Here is a 24,027-nt window from a genome sequence, read left to right on the forward strand (position 1 = left end):
CAGCCTGACCGCCTCCATCTTGAATTCCAGCGTGTACTTGGCCCGTTTCCTCGTTTCACTCATTTCGTTCTCCTTGAACTGATTTTTAACCATCAGCTAAGCAGTACGTTTTTCGGGGGCAAGGTCAAACCATTTGTTAGCATCAGGCTTTCGCGGGCTTGCACTCACCGCACATGAACATGCTCTGGTTGAGCAATCGCCTGAATATCCCCAGGGCTCGCGGTTTGTGAAGCCCACATTTGTAGCAACTGATCGATGACATGTTGGCCGAGTCCTGGAAGGGAGATCCGCCTTCTTTGGACTTGTAGCGCAACCCGTCCTTGGCGATTTTGGAATCTTGTTCTTTGCTCATAGGTGGATTCTAGGCTTGCAAGCTTGCAAAATGTTATTTAAGTTATGAGTGAGTGATCAGACCGTTGAACCGGAGTTTTCCCTCAAATAAGGGGCACCAGCGCACCATCCATCGCGATGTTGGCGCCCGTGATGTAGCTGGCCTGGCTGGATGCCAAAAATACCACGGCCTGTGCCACTTCCTCGGGCCGTGCGATGCGTCCCAGCGGCAGCTTTTCGGTGATCCGTGCCAATGCAGTCTCGGGTGAGATCTGGTTGCTTCGTGCATCGGCCGCAATGGCTTTTTCCAGGCGCTCGGTGTAGGTGCTGCCCGGATTGACCGCGTTGACCCGGACACCCTGGCTGGCGTAGGCATTGGCCAGACCCGCAGTGGCCAACATGAGGGCTGCGTTGGCCGATCCGCCAGGCAGGTGGATCGGGCTGGCCACCTTGCCGCCATTGCCCACCACGTTCACGATCGCACCTTTGCCGCGAGCAGCCATCGTTTTGATGGTTGGATCGATCATGTGGATGTAGCTGAAAAATTTCGATTGCATCGCATCGTGCCAGGCCTGTGGCGTGAGTTCTGCGGCCGGCGTGCGTTTGGAAGCGCCAGCGGAATTCACCAGAACATCGATCGGCCCGCCAAGGGCCTGGGCTTGCGCCAATGCCGACTGTGCTGCCACAGGATCGGTCAGGTCGGCGACCACCGTGTGCACCTGCCCGCCTGTGGGAGCGCTGGCACGCAAGGATTTCTGAGCAGCCTCCAGAGTTTCGGGGTTGCGAGCAACCAGTGTCATATGCGCCCCCTCTTGCAGGAAGGCTGCGGCACAGGCCAGGCCAGGCCAATGCCCTTGCTGCCGCCGGTGATCAGGACATGGTGGTTTTGCAGGTTCAGATTCATGGTGGAGTGTTTCGCTAAAAAGTGTGAAAAAGATTAGGCGTTTGGCCGGGTGAGGGTGAGCAGCTCGGCGGCATCAGGTGCAAAGAGAAAACTGTCCAGGGTCGCAAGCAAGTGGTCGGCGTTGCAGTGGGGTGCGCCATGTGCCACCAGTTCGCGGAACTTGCGCGTCAGCGATGCATTGCTCATGGCTAAGGGTGGCTGATCCAAGGGTTGGCAGATTTCTCGCACCTGGCTGCGCCCGTCGCGCCAACGCAGCTCAACTCGGGCGCACTCGGCGGTGAATTGATCGTCCGCGACCACCTCGGTCTTTGCTCGCAGGGCGCGTGCCCCATCGTCGCACACCGCCGCATCGGTAAAGCGTTGTACCCCCGCATCGCCATACAGTAGAGCGACGGCCACGGCGTGTTGGGTGCTGAGCTTGGATGCCAGCGCATCGGTGGGGTGGGGTCGATCAGCTCGCACAAGCGCCAAGGGGCTGACCGAGACAATGATCCGGTCAACCTGATCGATCGCGCCGGACGAGACCGATAACCGATCAGGGGCCGCCAGGCACGCATCCAATGCGGGGTGCAACAGAAAGCCACAGGGGTAGGGCTTGAACGTATTACGCGCTGCTTCCCAATGCTTCCCCAAGCCCTCGCACACTGAATCGTTCAGCGAACCTGAACCCAAGACATGGGCGAATCCGAAGCGCGTCTCCAGCGCCTGCTCATTGGCTGTGATGCTGTGACGCGCAAGTTGTGCTGCCACCAATCCGCTGCGGGCGGCGTGTGCGATGTTCAGGCTCTTGGCCATGGTGCCCAGGCTGGCTACCAGACCCGCAGACTGTGTGGCGGCGTGCCCCAAGGCCCAGGTCATTTGCTGAGGACTTAATTTCATCAGCCGTCCAACGGCAACCGCTGCGCCAAATACACCGCAGGTGCCGCTGATGTGCCAGCCCTTCTCATAGTGACCCGGTGAAACGGCAAGGCCGATCCGGCAGGACACCTCCATCCCGAGCAGGAAGGCGTGCATCACTTCTTGGCCGCTGACCCTTTCCTGGCTGCTCCACGCCGCCAGTGCCGATGCCACAGGGCCGGCTGGGTGAATAGCCGTGGCCCAGTGGGTGTCGTCGTAATCAAGGATGTTGGAGGCGAAGGCATGCAGCAAGGCCGCTGTTGCGGGGTCCGTCTGGCCGGGTCGCCCGATCAAAGGGGCCGTGCCGTTGCCGGCAAGAGGTTGAAGGGCCAAGACCAGACGGTCCATGGCCGGATCATTCGCCCCCCCGATGGCGCACCCCAGCCAGTTGAGCCATGAACGCGATGCAGCGGCTCTCGCTTCCTCGGAGATCTGAGGCCACTGAGAACCCACCACCCATTCGGCAAGGGTCTGGGTGGGGGAGGGTGAAACAGTCAATTGGCGACGATGCCAGCCCGTTTGACCACCGGGCCCCAGCGATCAAGTTCCTGGCGCATGAAGGCGGTGGCCTGCTCTGGCGTTCCCCCGATGGCCTCGGTCCCCTGCGCCGCAAAACGCTCCAGCATGTCCGGTGAGCGCAGTGCCAGATTCACTTCGCGGTTCAGGCGCGCCACCACATCCGTCGGGGTGCCCGCCGGCGCCATCAGGCCGTACCAGAGCGCCACGTTGACGGCTGGATAACCGAGTTCGGCGAAGGTTGGAACGTTGGGCAGCAGCGGGTTGCGCCGGGGGCTGGCGGCAGCCACTGCCTTGATCTTGCCCGTGTTGATGTGCTGCATCAGCGAGGGCGCGCCATCGAACATCACGTGAACCTGCCCACCCACGAGATCCGCGACCGCCGGACCACTGCCTCGGTAGGGGGCGTGGATCATGTCGAGCGACGCCGCAGCCTTGAACAACTCGCCAGACATGTGCGGAGCGCCACCATTGCCGGATGAGGCAAAGGCCAGCTTGCCCGGCCGCTCCTTGGCGACGGCGATGAACTCAGCGAGGGTATTGGTTTTGAGATCGGCGTTGACCGTCATGATCAGGGGCAGACTGGCCAGCATGCTGATCGGCGTGAAAGAGGCCATCGGGTCATACGGCAATTTGGCCATCAGGTGCGGGCCGATGCCATGCGTGGTGATGGAGCTTTGCAGCAGGGTGTAGCCGTCGGGCGCTGACTTGGCAACGAAATCGGCTGCGACAGAGCCACTGGCGCCTGCTTTGTTCTCGACCACCACCGGCTGGCCCATGGACGTTGCCAACTTGGCAGCCAGCAAGCGGGCAATAAAGTCTGCTGCGCCGCCGGGTGGCACGGTCACGATCAGTTTGATGGGGCGGTTGGGGTAGCCGCCAGTTGTCTGGGCCGAGGCCGAAAACACCCCAAAAACCAGCGCCATTGCCGCCATGCATACCGACAGTTTCGATGCCATCTTCAGGACCTTTCAAAAAGGAGATAAAAAAGTTCAAGCACAGTCTACTTGTTCCACAGCCTTGCTACACAGTCCAATGATGATTGACCCCTCACATCAGCGTGCGCAAAACCTGCCGTTTATAAATAGTAAAAAACATCAGCCATCACTGCATGTTTCACCGCTTGATTGGGGCCCGCTTTTTATGAAATTCAAACCTGCCCCAAGGCCTTTGACAGTGCGGCTGCCTCTTTCACCAAGATGGCACTGAACTGGCGTACCTTGTCTTCTTTGAGGCGAGCCCCCGGCCCAAAAACAGCAATGGAGCCTGCCACCTGGCCATGGCTGTCGAAAAATGGTGCGGCAATGGCCACAGCACCTTCAATCAATGCGTTTTTGCTGGTGGCATAACCGCGTGTCCGGATCTGCCGCAGTTCTTGTGCAAAGCGAATCGGGTCCAGGGCCATGCCTTCGGCGTAGCGTTCTATGGCCTCAATGGACGTGTTGGCATACGCCAAAATGACCTGACCACTGGCGCCCAGGACAATGCGCTCCTGGTAGCCCATGCCGCGTTTGAAACTCAGTGCCTGTGGGCTGGGCATTTCGGCAATGCAAAGCCGCATATTGCCCTGGGGCACAAACAGGGCCACGGTTTCCTGGGTGGATTCCCACAACCGGTGCAGCATGGGTTGGCCAAGGGCCGCGATGTTTTGACCCGATGACCAAACGTGCGTGAGTTGTCCAACGGCCGGCCCCAGCCTGAATTTTTGGGGCTCGCCCGTGGACACCACAAACCCCGATTGCACCAAAGTTTGCAGCAAGCGGTAAAGCGTAGGCCGGCTCAAGTTGACCCGTTGCAGCAACTGGGCGGCGCTCAGTTCATGGTCGTTCACCGTAAAGGCCTTCAGGATGTCCAAGGCCCGCTCGACCGCACGAACCCCATCGCCGCTGGTGGATTTCAAGTTCAAGTGTTTTCCTTCATGGCTTTGGAGGCGGGCTGACATGCAAAACCCTGTCCTCACTGTGTGTATAAAGTTGTCCGCCTGGTGGACTTAACTATGATTTTAATGAGACAGCTTCAGCCCTCATGGTCTGAGCTCTGGAATTCACTGATGCAATGGAGACGTTTTTTATGAACAAGGACATGGCTGAAACCCTGACACGGGTAGGTCCTGGCACACGCATGGGCAACTTGATGCGGCGCTATTGGGTGCCGGCCTTGATGACCCGCGAAATCGAGCAAGCCGACGGCCCGCAAGTTCGTGTTGAGCTGATGGGCGAAAAGCTGCTGGCCTTTCGCAACACCGATGGCAAAGCCTGCATCATCAGCGAGTTTTGTTCACACCGTGGCGTGTCGCTTTACTTCGGGCGTAACGAAGAAAACGGCATTCGCTGCGCCTACCATGGCATCAAATTTGATGGTGACGGCCAGTGTGTGGATGTCCCTTCCAACCCTCAAGCGTGTGCTAACCGGCACATCAAAGGCTACCCTTGTGTGGAGCGTGGCGGCATCGTCTGGACCTACATGGGGCCTGCGGACAAGATGCCCGAGCCGCCCGAGTTGGAGTGGTGCACCTTGCCTGCGAGCCATGTGTTCGTGTCCAAGAGGTTGCAATACTCCAACTACCTGCAAGCCATGGAAGGCGGTATCGATACCAGCCATGTCTCGTTTGTGCACCGCTACGAGGTGGACACCGATCCGATGCACAAAGGCGTGAAAGCGCTGGACTACATCAAGGCCGATGGCAACGTGGTGTTCGAGATCGAGAAGACCTCCTTCGGCATGACCTTGTTTGGGCGTCGCATGGGCGAACCCGACAGTTTTTATTGGCGCATCACGCAGTGGCTTTTTCCCTGGTTCACCATGATCCCGCCGTTTGGCCACCACGCGCTGGGCGGGCATGCTTGGGTGCCGATCAATGACCACGAATGCTGGGCCTGGAGCATCAACTGGCAACCCAAACAAGCCCTGACCGTTGAAGAAAACGAAGCCATGGCTGCAGGCAAAGGCATTCATGTCGAATACGATGCGCCGGGCAGTTTTGTGCCCAAGTCCAACCGCGACAACGATTACTTGATGGACCGAAAGGCCCAACAAGAAAAACGTGCCTACAGCGGGGTTTTTGGTTTTTCGGCCCAGGACTATTCGCTGCAAGAAAGCATGGGCGCCATCCAGGACCATGCTGCCGAGATGCTGCTGCCCTCTGACCGTGCCATTGTGATGGCGCGCCGCATGTTGCACGATGCAGCGGTGGCACTGGAGCAAGGCATCGAGCCGCCGGCCCTGGATGCAAGCGAGCAGCGCGTGCGCCCTGCGGGTGTTTTGCTGCCCAAGGGTGACGACCCCTTGGTGTGGGCAAAAACGCATTTGGCCAACGGCCTGGACGAGCCGGTTTTTTCGATTTAACCCCCGGATACCACATTACTTCACGACAACAGGAGACAACATGACAACTTTCAAACGCCGCCAGGTGGCCGCCCTGGCTCTGGCCAGTCTGGGCCTGTTGGCTGCAACGCAAGCATCGGCCCAAGAGTGGTCCCCGACCAAGCCTGTGCGCATCATCGTGCCCATTACGGGCAGCACCAACGATGTGCTGGCCCGGTTGATTGCGCCCAAACTGCAAGAGGTCTTGGGCCAGCCCGTGGTGGTTGAAAACAAACCCGGTGCGGGGGGGAACATTGGTGCCGACATGGTGGCCAAGGCCGCACCCGATGGGCACACTTTGCTGATTGGCTACAACGGCCCTTTGGCCATCAACGTGAGTCTGTTTGACAAGATGCCCTATGACCCGGTGAAGGATCTGGCCCCGATCACCCTGATGGTCAAGGCGCCGCAGTACCTGGTCGTCAATCCGGCATCGGGGATCACCAGCGTCAAGGATTTTGTGGAAAAAACCAAGGCCAATCCGGCCAAGTACTCTTACGGTTCGGTGGCCTTGGGCAGTGCTTCGCACCTGACCATGGAAATGTTCAAGTCGGCGGCAGGGTTTCACATCACGCACATTCCTTACCGTGGCGCAGGCCCTGCGGTCAGTGATTTGATTGGCGGAAACATCCAGGCCGCTTTTTTTGTGCCGGGCAATGTGCAGCAATTTGCCAAAGAGGGCCGGCTCAAGCTTTTGGCCACATCGGGCCTCAAGCGTTTTGCCAGCACACCCGATATTCCCACCCTCAGCGAGTCGGGCTATCCCGACTTTGAAGCCACCTCATGGATCGGATTTCTCACTGCGGGCGGCACACCTGCACCCATCATCGATCGCTACCACCGTGAGATCGTGAAAATCGTGCGCTCGCCCGAGATCACCAAGCGCTTGCTGGAAATGGAGTTTGAAATTGTGGCCACCACACCCAACCAGTTCCGGGACTGGATCGGCTCCGAAATCAAGCGCTGGGGCAAAGTGATCAAAGACACCGGCACCAAGGCGGAATGAGCGGTATGGGCCCATCGCGTCTGCCAGGCAAAGTGGCCTTGATCACCGGGGGAGGCTCAGGCATCGGTGCCGCCACGGCACACATTTTTTGCCAGGAGGGCGCCTCGGTGTTTTTAGTGGATGCCGATGCGCAGGGGCTTGAGCGAACACGCCAGTCGATTGTGCAAAACCTGCCCCACGCCCAGGTACTTTGTACCCAGGCGGATGTCACGGACCGTGACTTGGCCCTGCAAGCGGTGTCCGATTGTGTCAAGGCGTTTGGTGGCCTGGACATCTTGGTCAACAACGCCGCCATGCGCAACTATTCACCCGCAGCTGAGGCCTCTGCTGACGAATGGCACGCCATTGTGGGGGTCAACCTGGTGGGCATCACACACTATTGCCACGCGGCTTTGCCGCACCTGCGAAGCAAGGGCCAGGGCAGCATCGTGAATGTGTCGTCTTGCTATGCCGTCAAAGGCCGCAAAGGCATGGCTTTGTACGACGCCACCAAAGCCGCGCAATTGGCGCTGACCCGTTCATTGGCCTGTGAAGAAGCGGTGCATGGTGTGCGTGTCAATGCGGTGTGTCCCGGCTCAACCTTGACCGACTTTCATGTGGGCCGGGCCCAAAAAATCGGCAAAAGCGTTGAGCAACTCAAAACCGAGCGCAAAGACAGCTCCTTGCTGGGCCGCTGGGCGAGTCCTGAAGAAATCGCTTGGCCCATTTTGTGGATGGCTTCTTCAGAGGGCTCTTTCATCACCGGCAGCACCCTGGTGGTGGACGGCGGCTTGCACATCGTTTGAATCACACCGCAGGCATGCAGGCTTGGCGCGCGCTTTGGCTGCGCGTCGCGTGCACAGTCGAAACCGATCAGGGTTCGATCTGGATCAGAATTTCATTTCTGCGGTTCCAGGGCAGCGTGAACGGATCGTCGTACCGCGCGACCTGCACTTGGGGGCTGAGTTTCAATTTTTTGGCCAACGCCCAAGAACGCAGCTGATCGGTTTGCGCCTGAATGGTCGCCTGCGTTGTCCAGCCACTGAAGCGCACGGCAACCACCTCGTGCTCTGGGACCTTGCGCAGCTGAATTTGCGGGCTCAAAGGTTGCGGCAAGGATTGCAGGCTTTCTGCAGAAGGCATCACGAAATGAACACGCCAACCTTGTTCGATGGGGGCCACGGTCACTGGGGCGGTCATGGCAATTTTTCGTTGTTCACCCACTTCGGCTTGAAGGTTATTGCCAAAAATATAAGAGGCAATGCGCCTGAAACCACTGCGACTGGCCGCATCAAAGTCGCCATCCATTTGCGTCTCTGCCACAACGAAAGCCGAGTAAAGCCGGCGCTCAAATGGCGGGGCTGAGTCGATCACCGTGTATCGGGGCTCTTCAATGGCCATGGCGGCCTCACAAATAAAAATAAGAAGTGAAAGTATCCATCGCATCTTCGCATCCTGTTGGTGGTCAAAAAAGTGCAGTCCAGCACCCCGGCATTGGTAAATCCAGCTTTGATTTGGAGGCAAGCCCAGGCCATGCCCTTGGGTTTAAGTGTAGGATAAACCCACTGCTTGTTTCCCACCCCGAAAGTCCGGTTTGCCCACGGCTGAAGTCCGGTTTTTCAATCCAGCAGCATCCCTGATGAACACACAAACTATGCAAAATGATGAAGGCTATCGTGGCCACTCTGGCCCTTCACTTCATAACCTTGTTTACTGCAGCCGTGCAGCCCCCGGGATGGATGCGGCAGCGATCGCCAAGATCATTGCGACAGCCAAGCACCACAACCCCAGGTTTGGTATCACCGGATTGTTGGTATTTGGCAGCGGCATATTTTTCCAATGGCTGGAGGGGCCACGCGACAACATCACCAGCCTGATGCAGATCATCACCGCGGACCCCCGCCATACAAGTGTCGTTCTGATCAGTGAAGAAAATGAAGTGCGCGACAGGTTGTTCCCTGATTGGGACATGGAGTTGGTGGAGGCCGCCGATATCCGGGATGTTTTGGCAGACGCCATGCAAGAAGCAACCGATGCAAAACAAAAACAAGTTCTGGCTCAACTGCTCGATGAACTCAAGGCGGGGTCTCTCGGGGAGTTGGGCGCTGCTTGAGCGTTGGGGCTGAAGAAACACGGCGCGGAAGACACTTTCTGTGTAACTTCAAGACAAAGACGCTGGACGCCATTGGGTTAGTTGAAGTAAGCTACAAGGTTTTCAACGCAACTCGTTGTCGCCCATGGACAGTCCGCTTCCTTCCATTCCAGCCAAACGCTATTTCACGATCGGTGAAGTGGGCGAGTTGTGTGGTGTCAAGCCGCATGTCTTGCGCTATTGGGAGCAGGAATTCACCCAATTGCGGCCTGTCAAGCGCCGCGGTAATCGCCGCTATTACCAGCACCATGAGGTTCTGATGATTCGGCGCATTCGTGACCTGCTGTACGACCAGGGCTTCACCATCAGCGGTGCGCGCAACAGATTGCAAGAATTGGTGCACGGAGACAGGTCGCTAAATCGTGGCCTGAACGAGCCATCCGGTCTGGATGGCGAATCAACGGCACTCAACGAACATGCTGGCGAGTTTTCGGTTTTTGCCTTGGCCGATGTCGACTTTTCCAGCGACAACAGCCATGACACGTCGCTGCAAAAAGAGTTGGTCGCCATCAGAGCCTTGCTCACCATTTGAACGGCACTTTATACGGGTATAATTTGAAGCTTGTCGGCGTGTAGCGCAGCCTGGTAGCGCACTTGCATGGGGTGCAAGGGGTCGCGAGTTCGAATCCCGCCACGCCGACCATATGAATCAAGGACTTAGCTTCGAAAGGGGCTAAGTCCTTTCTTATTTGTTGCTCCAGGTTGTCAAATTGCCCCCACCATTGCCCCCACTGCTGCAAAAGCTGGCGGCTATCCAACTCAATTACCTTCACCAAATCAGTAGGGCAAAGTTAGCGTTGAACTTTCAGGGTAGCCCTCATGGGGGGGGCGGACGGGCAGATCAGCGCTCAGATCAGTTAAGTAGGCTGCGCGACAGTCGCACCCGCAACGACCGCTGCTTGAATATGGGCTTTAGCTCAAACATCAAAAACCATCAGGTGTCAGACTGAACTGATAGTCCCTGCCGCCTATTGAACATGCCTGTCCACCACATCCTGCATCCCAGCAGCATCCCCCACCACAACATCCCACGCCCAGGTGCCAAACCCACCATGGGCATTGACCGCCTCCACCCACTGCGCCAGCGCTGCACGCTTGGCTTGGTCTTGAGGTGAATCCACACCCTTGATCTCCAGCACCAGGGTTTTGCCCGACTCGTAACGCACCAAAAAGTCGGGAATGTATTTGCGTTTGGACCCATTCCACAAATACAGAATGTGAAACCCCAGGTGATCATTTTTGACCCAGGCTGCCACCTTGGGGTGCGCCTCGACCACATTGGCAGCGTACTTCTCCCAGCCACTATCGACCACGATGTGGCTGACCTGGCAGCGTTGCGTGGGCTCGGCAATACGGGTTGTGTACCAAGTGCGCATGTCGCGGGTGCTGCCAATGGGCCGTTCACCGTCAAACACAGGCTCCAGCTTGAGCGTGTTTTGCTCGATCACATACTTCATCAAATGCTGCGTGATCAGGTCGATATGCAACGAATACAAAATCCGCTTGCGCAGCGGGTCTTGGTGGAACAGCGACGGAATGTCGATCTTGTTCGACGCCAAAAACTCTTCCACCAACCGCACCAGTTGGAATAGCAGGTATTCCCGCTGGCCCTTGAACTGCTCTTGCAACAACTCAAACGCCCGTTGCGCAGCCTTGAACACCAGCCGTTGCAGGCGGAATTCTTCAGGCAGCTTTTCCAGGTCAATCGTCACCACCTGGCTCCAGTCGGCAGCGCCACCCAGAGCGGGCGCAATGTCGGCATGCAGGGCTACCGTGGCCGTGTCGATCTTGAGCACACCCACCTTGGTCCACTCCACCACCAGTTGCGGACGCACCACTTGGTCCACGCGCAAGATGTTGGGCCATTTGATCTCGAACAAATTGCGGGCAGGTAGCGATTCAATCTGCGTGCTGGGCTTGGGCGGTGGCGGGCTGGTGCCCCCGTCTCCCGGCTGCATGGCAATGGACAGAGGCACACCAAACACGTTGACGAACTCAGGCAGGTACAAGCCGTTTTCATCCTTGTCATAGGCCACGCGGCGCAGGCCCCGGCCAATCACTTGCTCACACAAGAGCTGGCTGGTAAAGGCGCGCAGTCCCATGATGTGGGTGACGTTCTTGGCATCCCAGCCTTCGGACAGCATGGCCACCGACACTACATTTTGCAGGTCTTGCCCCGCCTGTCCGCGCTTGCCCACCGTGTCCACCAGCTCGCGCAGTAGCTCTTCTTTCTTCATGGCGCGCAGGGCTTCTTTGCGACTTTCAGGAATGCGCGCGGCCTCCATGATCTCTTTCAAGCGCAGCTCGTAGTCCTTGTCTGAACTGGCGGTTTCGCCCAGCTCAGCTTTTTCCAAAACCTTGGAATCGACCCGGAAGGTGCGGGCCGCATCATGTAGCTCGGGCCATTGCGCATGGCCCTTGGCAAAGTAGTGCTCAACCCGTGCCGCAGTCTCGGTACGGTTGCACACCGTCAGCATCACCGGTGGTGACAAGTGGCCCAGCGCAGCCCATTCGGTTGCCGTGGCGCGCCAGTCGGCACCCAGGAGGGTATACGCCTGCTGCACTAGCGCGGGCAGGGCTTCATGGGCTTCGGCTTTGCGGTTCAGGTCTTCGGCTACATCGGGCTCGCGGTACAGGTGGTACAGCTTGGGGCGCAGGGTTTGCGCGTTGGGCAGGGCATCGTCGCGCACCACTACGCGCGGTGTCTTCACCAAGCCAGCTTCAATGGCATCGTTCAGACCAAAGTCAGACACTACCCAGCTAAACAAACCGGCTTCAGTGTTGGTACGCCCAGTCGGGGCAAAAGGCGTGGCCGACAAGTCGTAGCAACGGGTGATGCGCCGGGTCTTGTGCAGCCGGTCCAGCCCCTCTACCCAGCGGGTAGCCTCATCTGCATCAAAACCTAATGCCTCGGCTTCTGCCTTACTGATCTTGATGTCGGCGGGCGTGCGGTAGGCGTGGTGTGCTTCGTCATTGATCACAACCAGGTCTTTGTATGTGGCCAGCTTGCCCAGTACCCGCTTGGTAAAGGCTTCGTCGCTTTCCTTACCCTTCTTCACCACGGATCGTTCTTGCTGCTTCAACGGCATCAGCGTGTGCCAGTTCTCGATCAGCACCTCGGCTCGGTTGAGTTTCTGGCGCATGGCTTCCGACGGGCACAGTTCAAAACTGTCGTAGTAGTTGTCGGTGTGGCCCGGCATCAGCACTTGCAATCGGGATTTGACCGTCAGCCCCGGTGCGACCAGAAAGACGGCGCTGGAATACTTGCGTGGCGACTTGGGGTAGGTCAGCGCATTGAGCACCTGCCAGGTGATGATCATCGCCATCACCGTGGTCTTGCCGCTGCCGGTGGCCATCTTGTTGCACAGCCGCTCAAACGCTCCACCGTCGCCTTGCACGTTGATACCTTGGCGGTACTCGGGCTGTGCCTCCAGCATCCAGATCAGGGTTTCAATGGCCTCAAGCTGGCAAAAGTAAAACGGGTACTGGCGGCGTGACACTTTGTCTGCATCCCACCAATGGGTCAACAGTTCCAGCGTCACCGCAGTGACGCCCGGCCAACCGGCCTCGCGCCACTGGCCCACGCGCTGGCGAATGTCGTCCACAAGGGGAATAGAAACCTGACGGCGCGTGTTCTCACGGGTGTCGATGATCTCGTAGCCCGCAGCCCGGCGCTTAGGCTCCAGGCGCAGGGTGCGGTCGGTGTTCTCAGCCCAATGCTGTTGCGGCTCAACAAAGGCCGAATTGATGATGAGGGAGGTAGGGGCTGCCATTGCGCGCCCCTTCAAACCGTAGCGGTGGCAGCCACCAGCTTCATCACCTTGAGCGACTCAATGCCCCGGTCATCCACAATTTTGATGGCCACTGTGGCATTGGCCCCCGCCTCAAACGGCAGCGACACTGTGCCGACAAAGTGCTTAAGCAAGTCTTCGTCCAACTCGGCGCGAATGTCCTTTTTCAACTTCATCCAGCCTTCGTCCTTGCCCGCCATCGGGAAGAAGAACTGATGCGGGAACAGGCTGCGCCCGTCGTAATCGGTGTCCAAGCTCCATGCCGCAATCTTGGTCTTACCACCCGACACCAGTTCGCCTTTGGCGGTGTCAAAATAGTCAAAGCCATTCACCTCCACCTGCCAAAGGCCATCGGGCAGGGCAGTCAAATGCACATCGGGCTGGCCCATCAGCCAGAAGCTCTGGTTGGTGGTGGACTTGGAGCTGGCCTTCTTCAGGTCTTCCGTCAGCAAATCGGTGTTCATCTGCGCCTTGAGCGCGGTGATGCCTTTAAGCGCATCAATGTCTTTGGCCGCTTCGGGGTCAAAGGCAAAGGCGCAAAACACAATCATCTTGGGCCTGGGGAACAGGTCACCGGCTTCGCCCAAGGCGTGCTCCACCTGTCTTTGTTCGAGGGCGCCATGTTCGGGGCCGAAGCTGATCACAACGCGCTCGCCCGTGTCCAGGTGGCCGCTGGCGTGCAGGCAGGTGGTGCCGGGCAGCACTTCCAGCTCGGCAAATTTCAGCATCTGACCACCCTTGCCGCGAATACCCGCTTTGAGCAACTCATCGCGCCAGGTGTGCTGGCGGCTGGTGTTACCGCTGCGGGCGACCGACATATCCGCCAACGCAGAATTACTAGCCAAATTGGCCTCCGGACCCTGTGGAACGTGCGTAGCATGCTCCTGTAATGAGAGCACTGTTGGAAAGGGAACGGCCTCCACGGTGAACGGACCGGTGATGCGCAGCTTGTTCTTGGTCTTCTCCGGCTGATCGTACAAAGTCTCATTGTCAGCCTGCGCAGCGATGGATCGGTCCATCTCGGCCTGCATTCTCTGGCGCGCCGCGTGGAAGGCAGCGAAGGCTTCCACTACCGGGCCACTCAATGCATCCAGCTTCTTGCGGTCCGCAGGCCAACGCTCGGGGAAGTCAAACGGTACTTCCCATTCCAGTAGTGCGACGCCCTTCTTGCCCAGCGCCAACTTCTGGCCTTTGCGAGCGCCGTCCATCACCGTGAACTCATAACCCATCAGGTCTACGTCGGCAGTTGCCACGGCGGCCAATACCGCATTCAACCCGGCAAGCGCCACGTCAATGCCCGGGTGCAGTCGCTCGTAAATGGTATCTATCTCGGGGTTGTTGGCAATGCTTTTCAGGGTGACGTGGGGTACGGTTTTGTAGATGAAACCGCCCTTGAGCCCTTCGTGCGGGTAGCGCAGCGCAAAGTAGTCGTAGCTGGCAGTCATCAGCCGCTGCTTGGCCAGCGTGATGGCCACACGCGAGGTGTCGCAGGTAATCCAGCGGCGGCCCCATTTTTCGGCGACGTAGGCGGTGGTTCCGCTGCCGCAAGTCGGGTCGAGTACGAGGTCGCCGGGGTCGGTGGTCATGAGCATGCACCGCTCGATTGCTTTCAATGCGGTTTGGACTACATAGACCTTGTCTTCGCTGAATCCGGTCATCTTGGTGTCAGCCCAATAATTCGCAATTGGGGAAACCGCAAAGTCATCGAGATAGCGAACGTACATGAGGCTGTCGCCTATCGGGCGCAATCTCCCTGAAATTGAGAGGCGGCGTAGCCCTGTTGCTTCGGTCTTGAAAGTACCCTTGCCCGGCGTAAAGGACTTGCCCACGTACTTGAAGTCAACCACGTCGCCACCTTGTGGGGGACGTTGGCTTGTCAGGTTGTCTGCTGCAAATACGTTGCCTGGTCGAAGCGAATCAGTGCCGGTCAGTTCACTCGCAGTTAATCGAACGAATTTCCCAGAAGGTTCTCGTAAGTTCGTGTATTGCGTAACACCGTCGCCCCCAAGCACTTTGTTTCTGAATATTGCATTGAACTTTGTTCGTGATTTGTCTTTGCCATACCAGACGAGGTAGTCCGTTATTCCTGCAAGTTCATTGCCAGAAGCTGACGAAGTTTTTTCTAAGACGATAGTGGCGAGACAGTTGTTAACGCCAAACACCTCATCGCACAGCTCCCGCACATGGTGCAAGTTCTCATCCGAAATCTGCACAAACACACTACCCGTCTCACTAAGCAAATCCTTCGCTAGCAGCAACCGGTCGCGCAGATATGTCAAATACGAGTGAATGCCCAGCTCCCACGTATCCCGAAACGCCTTGATCATTTCCGGCTCTTGGGTCAGGTCGGCATCGCTGCGGTCTTTCACATCGCGCTTGTTGGTGAACGGCTGAAAGTTGCTGCCGTACTTGATGCCATAGGGCGGGTCGATGTAGATCATCTGCACCTGGCCAGCCATGCCTTCCTTTTGCAGCAAGCTGTTCATGACCAGCAGGCTGTCGCCCGCCACCAGCCGGTTCGCCCAGCCCCGGTCGTGTTTGTAGAAGTCCACTGCCGCGCGCAGGGGCATGCTCTCGAACGGGGCTTCAAACAGGCCGGGCTGAAAGCCTTGTGAATGATTTTGGCCTGTAGCCCCCGTACTACCTGAGGTAGAAGCTCCTTTTTTCATAGCGCCTTGGCGCTTGCTCACCGCGCTCAAGATGCTCATGGCATCAATGCGCTCGTGCACATGCAGACTCACCGTGTCCACCTCAAAACTAGTGCGCTCCGCTTTGCCCGTCCATTGCAAATACGGCGCGCTCATGCGGCGCAGCTCTTCCAGGGCGTGACGCATGGCGCCGGGGTCATCCCCAGCCAGGGCGTCTTCAATCAGCTTCTCGGTTCCGGCGCGGGCGGAGTCGAATTGCAGGGCCGGGTCCAGGTGGGGGTCGTAGGCCCAGGGGGTTTTGGCTTGCTCGGGGTCGCTGGCCTCGTTGACCAGGCCCACTTCGGGGTTGTTTTTGCGCCGGTCGTCGTGGCGGTATGCCAGTACTTGGGGCTCACCAACTGCTGTTGTTTTGGGAGCCGCTTTGGTTTTGGCGGTTTTGGCAGGTATGGTAGATTTTTTCTCAACCGCTGCGATCGTCATCGCGGAGGGGGCTTCTTCAGATTTGAGCGCAAAGTCGGGGCGGATTGCACCGGTTGCGCGCGCCAATGATCCGCCACGCCCCTTGCCCTTGACCGCCTGCCCACTGGCCACGAGTGCGTCGCGGGCTGCTTTGAAGTCGTCTTCTCCAATGGCTTGTAACCCGGCACCAAGGGCTGTGGCCAAGAGTTGCGCCAGCAGAGTGATGTTGCCTACGGGTGAGTGGTCGTCTGGCAGCAAGGCGAAAAGAATCGTTTTGAGTTGTTCTGGCGTTTGTGCGTGCTGCGCTGCATCCATTGGGTTCCCCTGAGTTCTTTATTAGAGTAGAGCGTACACCAGCATTTTGCGAAACAGATTCACCCCTCCAGCAACTTGTGCAAGAAACCCAGCTTGCGGCCAATGTCATGCAAGCTGACTTGCGCCCACGCATCGTGGTGGCTTTTGAGCCGCTGGTAGGTCTTCCAATGCATGCCTTTGAGTTTGCCGCCGTCGCCATTCAAAAATGAAACCTGGCAGGGTGGTAATTATTGCGCCTGAGCTTGTGAATGGCACAGCAGTTCGGGTGATTCTTGATCCACAGCCCGATGGTGGAGGTGGGCGCATGCTGGTCAATGCCTATGCACCAATGAGCTTCAATGGGGCCGTCATGGAGTCCAGGCGCATTCAAGGGCAGATTCGCAGGGGCACTGTGTCCTACGTGGACATGAAAAAGGCCTGTGAACTTTTAGGGCGTTCGGGGCTGCAGTGACCCCGCTTGCCTAACTTGAACACCGACCGAGTGAAAATTCTAACTAAAAAACCTATCTGGCTATCGCCGCCAGCAAGACCCATCCTTGAGCCGCAGCCAACCCCTAAAAGGCATGACCACCGAGGCGGCGCAAGATGTGGTGGACAGTATCAAGGCCCGATGGGCCAATGCGCCTGAGATCATTGTTGTCACTGACATGCAAGACCTGCGGGTTCCTGAAGATCCAAGGGAAGAGGACGCCAAGCAAAAGAGTCAGGGTGCCAGTGGGGGGTGCGACGCAAAACTATTCATCCGTCAAGTTGATGGGCTGGCCCGTCTCCAGCAGATCCATCAACAGCTGCATGACCTGCGTGCCCGAGGCAGAGTAGGGGTCGTATTCGGGGTGCTGGAGCCTGATCATGGGGTCGTCCACCGACAGGTTGACCAAAGCCATGGACCATTTGCCGAATTGGCGTGTCTGGATTTCTTCGTACTGCAGCAGTTCGACATCCTTGTGGCGCGGGTCTGCTGCAATGCGGCGAAAGAGCGCGTTGACGCGGCTGCGCTCACCTTCGAGCACCTGAATGAAAAAACCTTGTCCCTGGCACAACACACCCGAAATGCCTTGTGCGTTGTTGTGCCCCTGGGCCTTCTCCAGGATGGAGCGGGTGACCGTGGTGGTTTGTGGGCCCGCCGAGCGACTGACATAAAGCAGTCGCACCGTCATGCCGAGGCTGGGTGTCTTCATGACGCTTGTCGCAAGCTGTTGCGGTCGAGGCGTTCGTTTTCGCGGCGTTCAAACAAATTGAGCATCCAGGCCACACGCTGGGGCATGGCGCGGTTTGGGAAATACGCCTTGTTGCCGGTTTGTTGTGTCGCCGCCTGGCAGCCTTCCACCAGGCCCACAATGGCCGCAAGCGGTGGTGGGTTGTGGTCAGACACGCGAATCCAGTGCACCTGGGTCCAGGCGCTGGCCAGCAGCATGAGCTTGCGCGTGGTGCTCACCACGGTGCGCTTGTTGACCGAGTCCAGGCCTTCGCGGCGCAGCTGGTAGCCGATGTCGGCGTAGATCATGCTGGCGGCGCAAATGGCGGCGCGGCAATCGGGTGGCAAGGCTGCAATGCCCGAATGCGCTTGTTTGTAAAGGCGGTCTGCTTCTTCCAGCAGGCGGCTCACCACTTGCGCGATGGCGGGGGTGAATGTGGGCTTGTCCAGCCAGGCGTCTGGTTGCACACCGGCTTCGATCAACCAGCGCCGTGGCAGATAGAGCCGGCCTATGCTGGCATCGTGCCCCACGTCGCGGGCAATGTTGGTCAGTTGCATGGCCACGCCCAACTCGCAGGCGCGGGACAAGGTGTCCATGCTTTGTGGCCCCATGATCCAGCTCATCATGGCCCCCACACTGCCCGCCACGCGCGCGCCATAGGCGTGCAGGTCTTCGATGCTGTCGTAAGTCCGGCCAGAGGCATCCCAGGCAAAGCCTTCGATGAGCGCATCCAGCAAATGGCGTGGCAATTTGCACTGCTGCACGACCAGGCTCAGGGCATGGTCTTCCACATGGTCGTGGGGTGTGCCGGCATAGATAGCGTCCAGGCGCACTTGCAGCACTTCCAGGGGTGTGTCGCCAGGCTGGGCTTCGTCCACCAGGTCATCGGCCACCCGACAAAAAGCATACAGCGCGATGGCCGCAGTGCGCACACGGGGCGGCAGCAAGCGGCTGGCTGCAAAAAATGTCTTGGAGCCGCCTTGCATCATGGCCACGCAGGCCTGCAGGTCTTGCGAGTCGAAGTTCAACTCTTGCGTGACAGGCGCTGCGGGCAGGTCGGGGACCGCACGGATCGAGGGCTTGCGTTCAGGCTGGGACATGGGGGACCACCGTTTCCAATGCTTTGGCTGACATGAGGACGCCGGGAACACCTGCCCCCGGATGGGTGCTGGCACCGACCACGTACAAACCGGGCACATCTTCGCTTCGGTTGTGCGGGCGGAACCAGGCGCTTTGCAGTAGCAAGGGCTCCAGGCCAAAGCCTGCGCCTTTGTAAGACCAGAGTCGGTCATGAAAATCTTGCGGCGTGGTGACCTTGGAAGTCACGATGCTTTCTCGCAGACCCGGCAGCACGCTGGCTTCCAGGCTTTCGGCAATCGCTGCACGGTAGGTTTCGGCGTGTGTGGCCCAGTCGGTGCCACTGTCCAGGTGCGGCACCGGCGAGAGCACATAAAAAGTGTCGCAGCCTTCTGGGGCCAAAGACGGGTCGGTGGCGGTGGGGCGGTGCAAGTACAGGCTGAAGTCATCGGCCAGTTTGTGGCGCTTGAAGATGTCTTGCAACAGGCCTTTGTAGCGTGGCCCTAGTACCATCATGTGGTGCGGCAAATCCTTGTACTGGCGTGAGGTGCCGAAGTACCAGACGAACAGGCCCATGGAGTAATGGCCATTTTTGATTTTGCGGTCGGTCCAGACCCGGCGATGCTCGGGGGCCACCAGATTTTTGTAGGTCCAGGCGGTGTCGGCGTTGCTGACCACGATGTCGGCAGCAATGAACTCACCGGTGTCGAGTTCGACGCCGCAAGCCTTGCCGTTTTCAATGCGGATTTGGGTCACGGGCGCGTTGCAGCGCACGGGCACGCCACGCTCTTGCAGCAGACCCACCAGACCACGCACGATGGCACCTGTGCCACCCATGGCCGAGTGCACACCCCAAGTGCGTTCCAGCGAATTGATGAGGGCGTAGGCGCAGGTCACGGCAAACGGGTTGCCACCAATCAGCAGGGGGTGAAAGCTCATCACGATGCGCAGCTTTTCATTGCGGATGTGCTTGGCCACCAGGCTGTACAGGCTGCGCCAGGCCCCCATGCGCATGAAGTCCGGAATGGCCGCCAGCAAGTCGGTGATTTTGTCGAAGGCCATGTCGCCCATGCCTTCAAAGCCAAGCGTCTTGCAGCGTTCTGCATCTTGCAAAAATCGCTCATAGCCAGGCAGGTCGGCCGGCTCGAATCGGGCCACTTCTGCGCGCATGTGTTCGGCATCGCCGTTGTAGTCAAACCAGGTGCCATCGGAAAAACGCACGCGGTAAAAAGGGTCCATCGCCACCAGTGTCACGTCATCGGCAAAGCGCTTGCCGCACAACGTCCACAGCTCTTCCAGCAAAAAAGGGGCGGTGATGATGGTCGGGCCTGCATCGAATGTGAAGCCGTCTTGTAAGTGCACATAAGCACGCCCGCCAGGTGCATCCAATTTCTCGAGCACTTTGACCTGATAGCCCTTGACGCTTAGGCGAATGGCCGCAGCCAGTCCGCCAAAGCCGCTCCCGATGACGACAGCCGTGGGTCGGTTGTCTGTTGCCGTGCCTGGGCTCAGGGGGGGGCGCTGTTTCAGGCCCGGCGTGCCAAAACCTTCGGTGCGGTATGCGTTCATGGTGGCCTTCAGGGGGGGGTGATCAAAGCCGGCTTGGTCGTTGTCTGGCGCATGGCCCATCCCCACAGCCGCTCCAGTGGCCAGGGGAAAACCATGATGATGTGTTCAACAATCGCCAGCCCCAGCAGGGTGGCCAACATGACCCAGCCGGTGGTGATGGCCACAGCGCCTTGCTGGGCCAGCCACACCAGCCAGAACCAGGTGCCCATGGCCACGCCCATGGACAACACAAACCACAGCGTCATGTCGCGCGTGCGGAAATAGCTGGCCAGATAACTCAGGTGAGCCGGCAGGTATTGCGCGCCGTTTTGCGGCACGCCAAAAAACAAATTCAATTTGGCCGACAGGCGCATGAACCACAGCAGCGCATAGGTGCAAATGGCCACATGGCTGGACTGGCCTTCTTGCATCCACCACAGCAGGGCAAAGTTGGCCAGCAAGGCCAGCTCATGGTAGAGCATGACCTGCACCGATTGAACAAAGCGATCCCAGCCTTGGGCACCGGGTGTGAGGGGAGTTTTGCGTGGGCCGGTGATCCAGCCTGTCAAAAAAGCCAGTTCGTGCCAGCCCCACATCACGATCACGCTACCAAAGGCGAGGTAAGCATTGAACACGCTGACTTCGCGCATGCTGTGCGCGACGCCCACAAAACTCAGGGCCAACAACACGGTCCAGCCCGCCAGACTGAAGCGAAAGCTGCGCGTGGGCAAGCGGTCGAGCCACAAGATCACACCCGTGCCTAACCACCAGCAAAAAGCTGTGAATACGCAGGCCCAGATGACTTCAGTCACCATGCAGGTTCCATCCGGACCAGGGGTGACAGGTCTTGCTCAATCACGGGCATGAAGTACAGGCGGGCAAAGGTGAGGGCAGCCTTGACGGCGCACACGCCTTGCTGAAGCTTGCCCACCACACCGCCCCGAGCCTTGGCTTTTTCCATGGCTTGCGACAATGCAAACAGGCGCTCCAGCCCACGGCGAAATTGCGGGTTGTCGGTGTCCAGGGCCAGTGGAAAGACCTGTTTGGTGATCTCGGTGGTGATGCGGAACACCTGGTAGTCGTATTCGCTCGAATCAAGGCCCATGGCCTCGTGCAGCATGGGGCGGGTGTGGTCACGCACGTACATGGTGGCATACACGGCCAGCAGGAAAAAGCGCACCCACAGCTTGTTGACCCCAGTGAGCAGCTTCGGGTTGGCGCGCATGATCAGGGCAAAGGCTTCGCCGTGGCGGAACTCGTCGTTGCACCACAAATCGAACCAGCGAAAGATGGGGTGGAAGCGTTTTTCTGGGTGCTTTTCCAGTTGACGGAAGATGGTGATGTAGCGCGCGTAGCCAATTTTTTCGGACAAGTAGGTCGCGTAGTAAATGTATTTCGGCTTGAAGAACGTGTATTTTTTGGTGCGCTTGAGATTGCCCAGGTCAATGCCCAGGTTGAAGTCGCGCAGGGACAGGTTGATAAAGCCCGCGTGGCGTGATTCGTCACGCGCCAGATAGGTCATGAGCTGTTTGATGTCGGGGTTGGTGACGTTCTTGCGGATTTCGTTGTAAAGCACACAGCCCGAAAATTCTGACGTCAGCGAGCTGACCAGAAAGTCCATGAATTCCTGGCGCATCTCCGGCGACAGCGAGGCCATGCCAGCCGCGACTTCATCGGCAAAGGCCGCATCGCGTTGGAAGTGGTCATGGTTGTTGTCACCCTCGTACTCGGCCATCATCTTGTCCCACTCGGCGCGCACTGGTTCGATGTTGATGCGGTCCATCTCGGCGAAGTCGGTGGTGTAAAAACGCGGGCTGATCATGTCGCTGTGCACGGCTTTCTTGTTGGCGTCTTCAGCGGTTTCGATGGTGTTGACAGCGGGGGCGTTCATGGTGTTCTCCGGTGCAGTGTGGGTCAGGTTCAACGGGGTGTGGTCTCGGTGCCTGCCAGGCGCAGGCTGGCAAACACGGCCGCATTGCTGGGACCAAACGATTCGAGGTCAATGCGTTGATGGGTGCTGGGGTCGAGCAGGGTCAGACGGCCATCGGTGCGCCCAATCAACAGAAAAGGGCCATCGCCACTGATTTTTTCGCGGTGGCGCTCTCTGGCCAGGGCGCGCAAGCTGCTGCGCAAAAAGCCTTGTTCACCCGTGAAGCTGGCCACTTGCCGGCCTGTGCTCTGGTCGAGCACGGCGATGTCGCCACCGGGCAGGTCACGAAACTGCAAGGCACGTTGCCACTGCACGGCGGCGTCAGGGCTGCGGGGGTCCAGCCCTGACCACCTGGCCAGACCGATGGCCACCAGCAGAGCCAGCAGCAGCACGCCGATCCAGGCCATGGAGCGGTTCAGGCTCAGGCGCTGGTTCTGGGTGGACCAATGTGTCTTGGGCAAGGTGTTCATGCCAGCATGCCTTGTTGGTGAGGGGCTTGGGAAGCAGGCGCTGAGGATGCATCGGCCATGCGCAGGCTTTCCCCAGCGCGTTCTGCGCGCCACAAGTTCAGCAGTTGTTCACCCACCTGCGCACCATTGGGCACACAACGCAAGGTGGGTTGGGGCTGGCTGATATGCCAGGCACGCTGGTGCGGCCACAGGTGCGCCCAGCCAATGCGGTCTTCGGGGTTCAGGGCCAGGGCGATGTCACCCATGCCACGTGCATGGGGCTTTAGGGAGGCGGCTGCGATGCGTTTGAAGGGCAGGTTGAAAGTCAGCGTCAGCACGATGCCAATGCGCATGACCACCCGCTTGTTGGTCAGGGTATACAGCGTGCTGCGCGCTGACAACCAGGCGGTGCCTAACAGCAGCGCCAAAGCAACAGCGTAAAGACCGGCAGCCACCACCAGCGGTTTCCAGTCCACCACCGTCAGGGGTTTCATCCCGGCGCCGCCTTCAGGCGCCGTCAGGTTGATGGCTTGCACCGCCAGCATCAGCGCGAAGTACAGGGCAATCTTGCGCACATGGAAGGCATGCACCGCCAAGCTGCGCCAGTCTGGCGCACCTTGCCAGACCACGCGCTCGCCCTTGGGTAAAGCGCTGGGCAAGCCGGGAGCGGCTTCCCATTCGTGTTCGTGGGTGGCTTTCATATGATGGGTTCCTGGCGCTCAGGGGTCGCGTACAAGGTGCCTGCACCGTAATAGGCGGTGATTTTTTCTTCTTCGAGCAAGGTGATCTGCTCATTCGATTTTGTCTGGGGCACGTTGACAAACTGGTGGCCGAGGATGGCTTGCACGTGCGTGCCGTCTTTTTTGATGCGCGCAAAGGTCATGGGCAGCAAGACGCGTTTATCGGAGCCGGCCAGTTGCACTTCGGCGTAGCGAAACAGCATCTCCATGCGGTCTACCCAGAGTTCGCACACGGTGCCTGCGATCACTTTGTCAGCACCCCAGACGGGCAGGCCGCGGGGGTCCACATCCTGCTTGGCCACCGAGTGGTCCGTGGCGATGCGCAAGGGCACGATCTTGGGGTGGCCGTGCGGGTCCATGTCGGGCGTGTCGGCGCGCATGGCCCAGGCGCCAGGCCCCACGCCTGCCAGCAATGGGTCGCCCACAGGCTCAAGCGGCGCACCGTTCCAGCCGTGTGTGGGCTGGCCGCTGTATTCGCCATCAGGGCGGGCCAGATCGGGCGAGAGGTAGGTGTGGCCATCTTGTGTCTTGAAGACCTTGGGCTCGGGCACGGGTGGCCAGCCGTCGATCTTGGGGCCGTTTTCGCGGCCAGAGTCCATCGGGTAGCCTTCGCGGTGGTTTTCACGCAAGAGGTAATAAATCAGCCCCGCGAAGAACGCCCAGAACATGTACAAAACGATTTGGGCCACATCGATGTACTGTGTGATTGCGCCTGTTTCCATGGCTG

At 58.8% G+C, this 24,027-nt stretch carries 22 protein-coding genes, 1 tRNA gene and 1 pseudogene; 7 read left to right on the forward strand and 17 right to left on the reverse strand.

Translation table 11 applies throughout. The features are described 5' to 3' along the window. Positions 1-142 precede the first annotated feature (142 nt). The 5 genes and pseudogenes from B9Z45_RS12935 to B9Z45_RS12955 all read right to left on the reverse strand — a co-directional run bounded on the left by B9Z45_RS12935 (position 143) and on the right by B9Z45_RS12955 (position 4,553). Positions 143-352, reverse strand: a complete 210-nt coding sequence (locus tag B9Z45_RS12935; protein ID WP_108407641.1) for a hypothetical protein — start codon at positions 350-352, stop codon at positions 143-145. Between the two features lie 82 nt (positions 353-434). After that, a pseudogene (locus tag B9Z45_RS12940) lies at positions 435-1,234 on the reverse strand (SDR family oxidoreductase). A 33-nt stretch (positions 1,235-1,267) separates the two neighbouring features. Then, the gene (locus tag B9Z45_RS12945; protein WP_158270427.1) at positions 1,268-2,629 is read right to left on the reverse strand and encodes an MmgE/PrpD family protein; all 1,362 of its coding nucleotides are present in this window, start codon (positions 2,627-2,629) and stop codon (positions 1,268-1,270) included. Further along, the gene (locus B9Z45_RS12950) at positions 2,626-3,606 is read right to left on the reverse strand and encodes a tripartite tricarboxylate transporter substrate binding protein (RefSeq protein WP_108407643.1); all 981 of its coding nucleotides are present in this window, start codon (positions 3,604-3,606) and stop codon (positions 2,626-2,628) included. The genes B9Z45_RS12945 and B9Z45_RS12950 overlap by 4 nt, the downstream gene beginning before the upstream one ends. 191 nt (positions 3,607-3,797) lie before the next feature. Beyond that, positions 3,798-4,553 (reverse strand): IclR family transcriptional regulator, encoded by a 756-nt coding sequence (locus tag B9Z45_RS12955; protein ID WP_233252195.1) that lies wholly within the window; start codon positions 4,551-4,553, stop codon positions 3,798-3,800. A 164-nt stretch (positions 4,554-4,717) separates the two neighbouring features. On the opposite strand from B9Z45_RS12955, the gene B9Z45_RS12960 reads away from it, so the two are divergent. The 3 genes from B9Z45_RS12960 to B9Z45_RS12970 are packed head-to-tail and all read left to right on the forward strand — an operon-like array spanning position 4,718 to position 7,801. Continuing rightward, the gene (locus B9Z45_RS12960; RefSeq protein WP_108407645.1) at positions 4,718-5,992 is read left to right on the forward strand and encodes a Rieske 2Fe-2S domain-containing protein; all 1,275 of its coding nucleotides are present in this window, start codon (positions 4,718-4,720) and stop codon (positions 5,990-5,992) included. Positions 5,993-6,032: 40 nt separating this feature from the next. Beyond that, positions 6,033-7,016 carry a tripartite tricarboxylate transporter substrate binding protein gene (locus tag B9Z45_RS12965; RefSeq protein ID WP_108407646.1) on the forward strand — a complete coding sequence of 328 codons (984 nt, stop codon included), beginning with the start codon at positions 6,033-6,035 and terminating at the stop codon, positions 7,014-7,016. A 5-nt stretch (positions 7,017-7,021) separates the two neighbouring features. Continuing rightward, the gene (locus B9Z45_RS12970) at positions 7,022-7,801 is read left to right on the forward strand and encodes an SDR family NAD(P)-dependent oxidoreductase (RefSeq protein ID WP_108407685.1); all 780 of its coding nucleotides are present in this window, start codon (positions 7,022-7,024) and stop codon (positions 7,799-7,801) included. A 67-nt stretch (positions 7,802-7,868) separates the two neighbouring features. Here B9Z45_RS12970 and B9Z45_RS12975 read toward each other — a convergent pair whose 3' ends face one another. Next, positions 7,869-8,396, reverse strand: coding sequence for a heme-binding protein (locus tag B9Z45_RS12975; RefSeq protein ID WP_158270428.1), 528 nt, complete (start codon positions 8,394-8,396; stop codon positions 7,869-7,871). Positions 8,397-8,634: 238 nt separating this feature from the next. On the opposite strand from B9Z45_RS12975, the gene B9Z45_RS12980 reads away from it, so the two are divergent. From B9Z45_RS12980 to B9Z45_RS12990, 3 genes are all read left to right on the forward strand, one after another. Continuing rightward, positions 8,635-9,108, forward strand: coding sequence for a BLUF domain-containing protein (locus B9Z45_RS12980; RefSeq protein ID WP_233252196.1), 474 nt, complete (start codon positions 8,635-8,637; stop codon positions 9,106-9,108). Between the two features lie 124 nt (positions 9,109-9,232). Continuing rightward, complete coding sequence (locus B9Z45_RS12985; RefSeq protein ID WP_108407648.1) at positions 9,233-9,679, forward strand: MerR family transcriptional regulator; 447 nt, start codon at positions 9,233-9,235, stop codon at positions 9,677-9,679. Positions 9,680-9,713: 34 nt separating this feature from the next. After that, a tRNA-Pro gene (locus B9Z45_RS12990) sits at positions 9,714-9,790 on the forward strand. A 325-nt stretch (positions 9,791-10,115) separates the two neighbouring features. On the opposite strand, the gene B9Z45_RS12995 is transcribed toward B9Z45_RS12990, so the two are convergent. Genes B9Z45_RS12995 through B9Z45_RS17070 form a run of 3 tightly spaced genes read right to left on the reverse strand, consistent with a single transcriptional unit; the run spans position 10,116 to position 16,563 of the window. Next, positions 10,116-12,920 carry a BPTD_3080 family restriction endonuclease gene (locus tag B9Z45_RS12995; RefSeq protein ID WP_108407649.1) on the reverse strand — a complete coding sequence of 935 codons (2,805 nt, stop codon included), beginning with the start codon at positions 12,918-12,920 and terminating at the stop codon, positions 10,116-10,118. Between the two features lie 11 nt (positions 12,921-12,931). Further along, entirely contained in the window at positions 12,932-16,360 is a 3,429-nt protein-coding gene (locus tag B9Z45_RS13000) for a site-specific DNA-methyltransferase (protein WP_108407650.1), read from the reverse strand. A gap of 59 nt (positions 16,361-16,419) precedes the next feature. Next, the gene (locus B9Z45_RS17070) at positions 16,420-16,563 is read right to left on the reverse strand and encodes a hypothetical protein (RefSeq protein ID WP_158270429.1); all 144 of its coding nucleotides are present in this window, start codon (positions 16,561-16,563) and stop codon (positions 16,420-16,422) included. A gap of 62 nt (positions 16,564-16,625) precedes the next feature. Between B9Z45_RS17070 and B9Z45_RS13005 the strand changes: the two genes are divergently transcribed. Continuing rightward, the gene (locus B9Z45_RS13005) at positions 16,626-16,811 is read left to right on the forward strand and encodes a hypothetical protein (RefSeq protein WP_146180915.1); all 186 of its coding nucleotides are present in this window, start codon (positions 16,626-16,628) and stop codon (positions 16,809-16,811) included. Between the two features lie 283 nt (positions 16,812-17,094). Here the strand turns inward: B9Z45_RS13005 and B9Z45_RS13010 are convergent, their stop codons facing one another. From B9Z45_RS13010 to puhA, 8 genes are read right to left on the reverse strand one after another with little or no spacing between them, the layout of a single operon-like run. Beyond that, on the reverse strand, positions 17,095-17,538 hold the full coding sequence (locus B9Z45_RS13010) for a BLUF domain-containing protein (protein ID WP_108407652.1): 444 nt from the start codon (positions 17,536-17,538) through the stop codon (positions 17,095-17,097). Then, positions 17,535-18,656, reverse strand: coding sequence for a phytoene/squalene synthase family protein (locus B9Z45_RS13015; protein WP_108407653.1), 1,122 nt, complete (start codon positions 18,654-18,656; stop codon positions 17,535-17,537). The genes B9Z45_RS13010 and B9Z45_RS13015 overlap by 4 nt, the downstream gene beginning before the upstream one ends. Further along, entirely contained in the window at positions 18,643-20,202 is a 1,560-nt protein-coding gene (locus tag B9Z45_RS13020; protein ID WP_108407687.1) for a phytoene desaturase, read from the reverse strand. The genes B9Z45_RS13015 and B9Z45_RS13020 overlap by 14 nt, the downstream gene beginning before the upstream one ends. Positions 20,203-20,210: 8 nt before the next feature. After that, the gene (gene puhE / locus B9Z45_RS13025; protein ID WP_108407654.1) at positions 20,211-20,996 is read right to left on the reverse strand and encodes a putative photosynthetic complex assembly protein PuhE; all 786 of its coding nucleotides are present in this window, start codon (positions 20,994-20,996) and stop codon (positions 20,211-20,213) included. Further along, entirely contained in the window at positions 20,990-22,072 is a 1,083-nt protein-coding gene (acsF, locus tag B9Z45_RS13030) for a magnesium-protoporphyrin IX monomethyl ester (oxidative) cyclase (protein WP_108407655.1), read from the reverse strand. The genes puhE and acsF overlap by 7 nt, the downstream gene beginning before the upstream one ends. A gap of 29 nt (positions 22,073-22,101) precedes the next feature. Next, entirely contained in the window at positions 22,102-22,581 is a 480-nt protein-coding gene (puhC, locus tag B9Z45_RS13035; protein ID WP_108407656.1) for a photosynthetic complex assembly protein PuhC, read from the reverse strand. Continuing rightward, a complete protein-coding gene (puhB, locus tag B9Z45_RS13040) occupies positions 22,578-23,261 on the reverse strand; it encodes a photosynthetic complex putative assembly protein PuhB (protein ID WP_108407657.1) in 684 nt (227 codons plus the stop codon). The genes puhC and puhB overlap by 4 nt, the downstream gene beginning before the upstream one ends. Beyond that, positions 23,258-24,022, reverse strand: a complete 765-nt coding sequence (gene puhA / locus B9Z45_RS13045; RefSeq protein WP_108407658.1) for a photosynthetic reaction center subunit H — start codon at positions 24,020-24,022, stop codon at positions 23,258-23,260. Before puhA ends, puhB begins: the two co-directional genes overlap by 4 nt. Positions 24,023-24,027 lie beyond the last annotated feature (5 nt).

The organism is Limnohabitans sp. 2KL-17, assembly GCF_003063415.1.
Taxonomy (GTDB): Bacteria; Pseudomonadota; Gammaproteobacteria; order Burkholderiales; family Burkholderiaceae_C; genus Limnohabitans_A.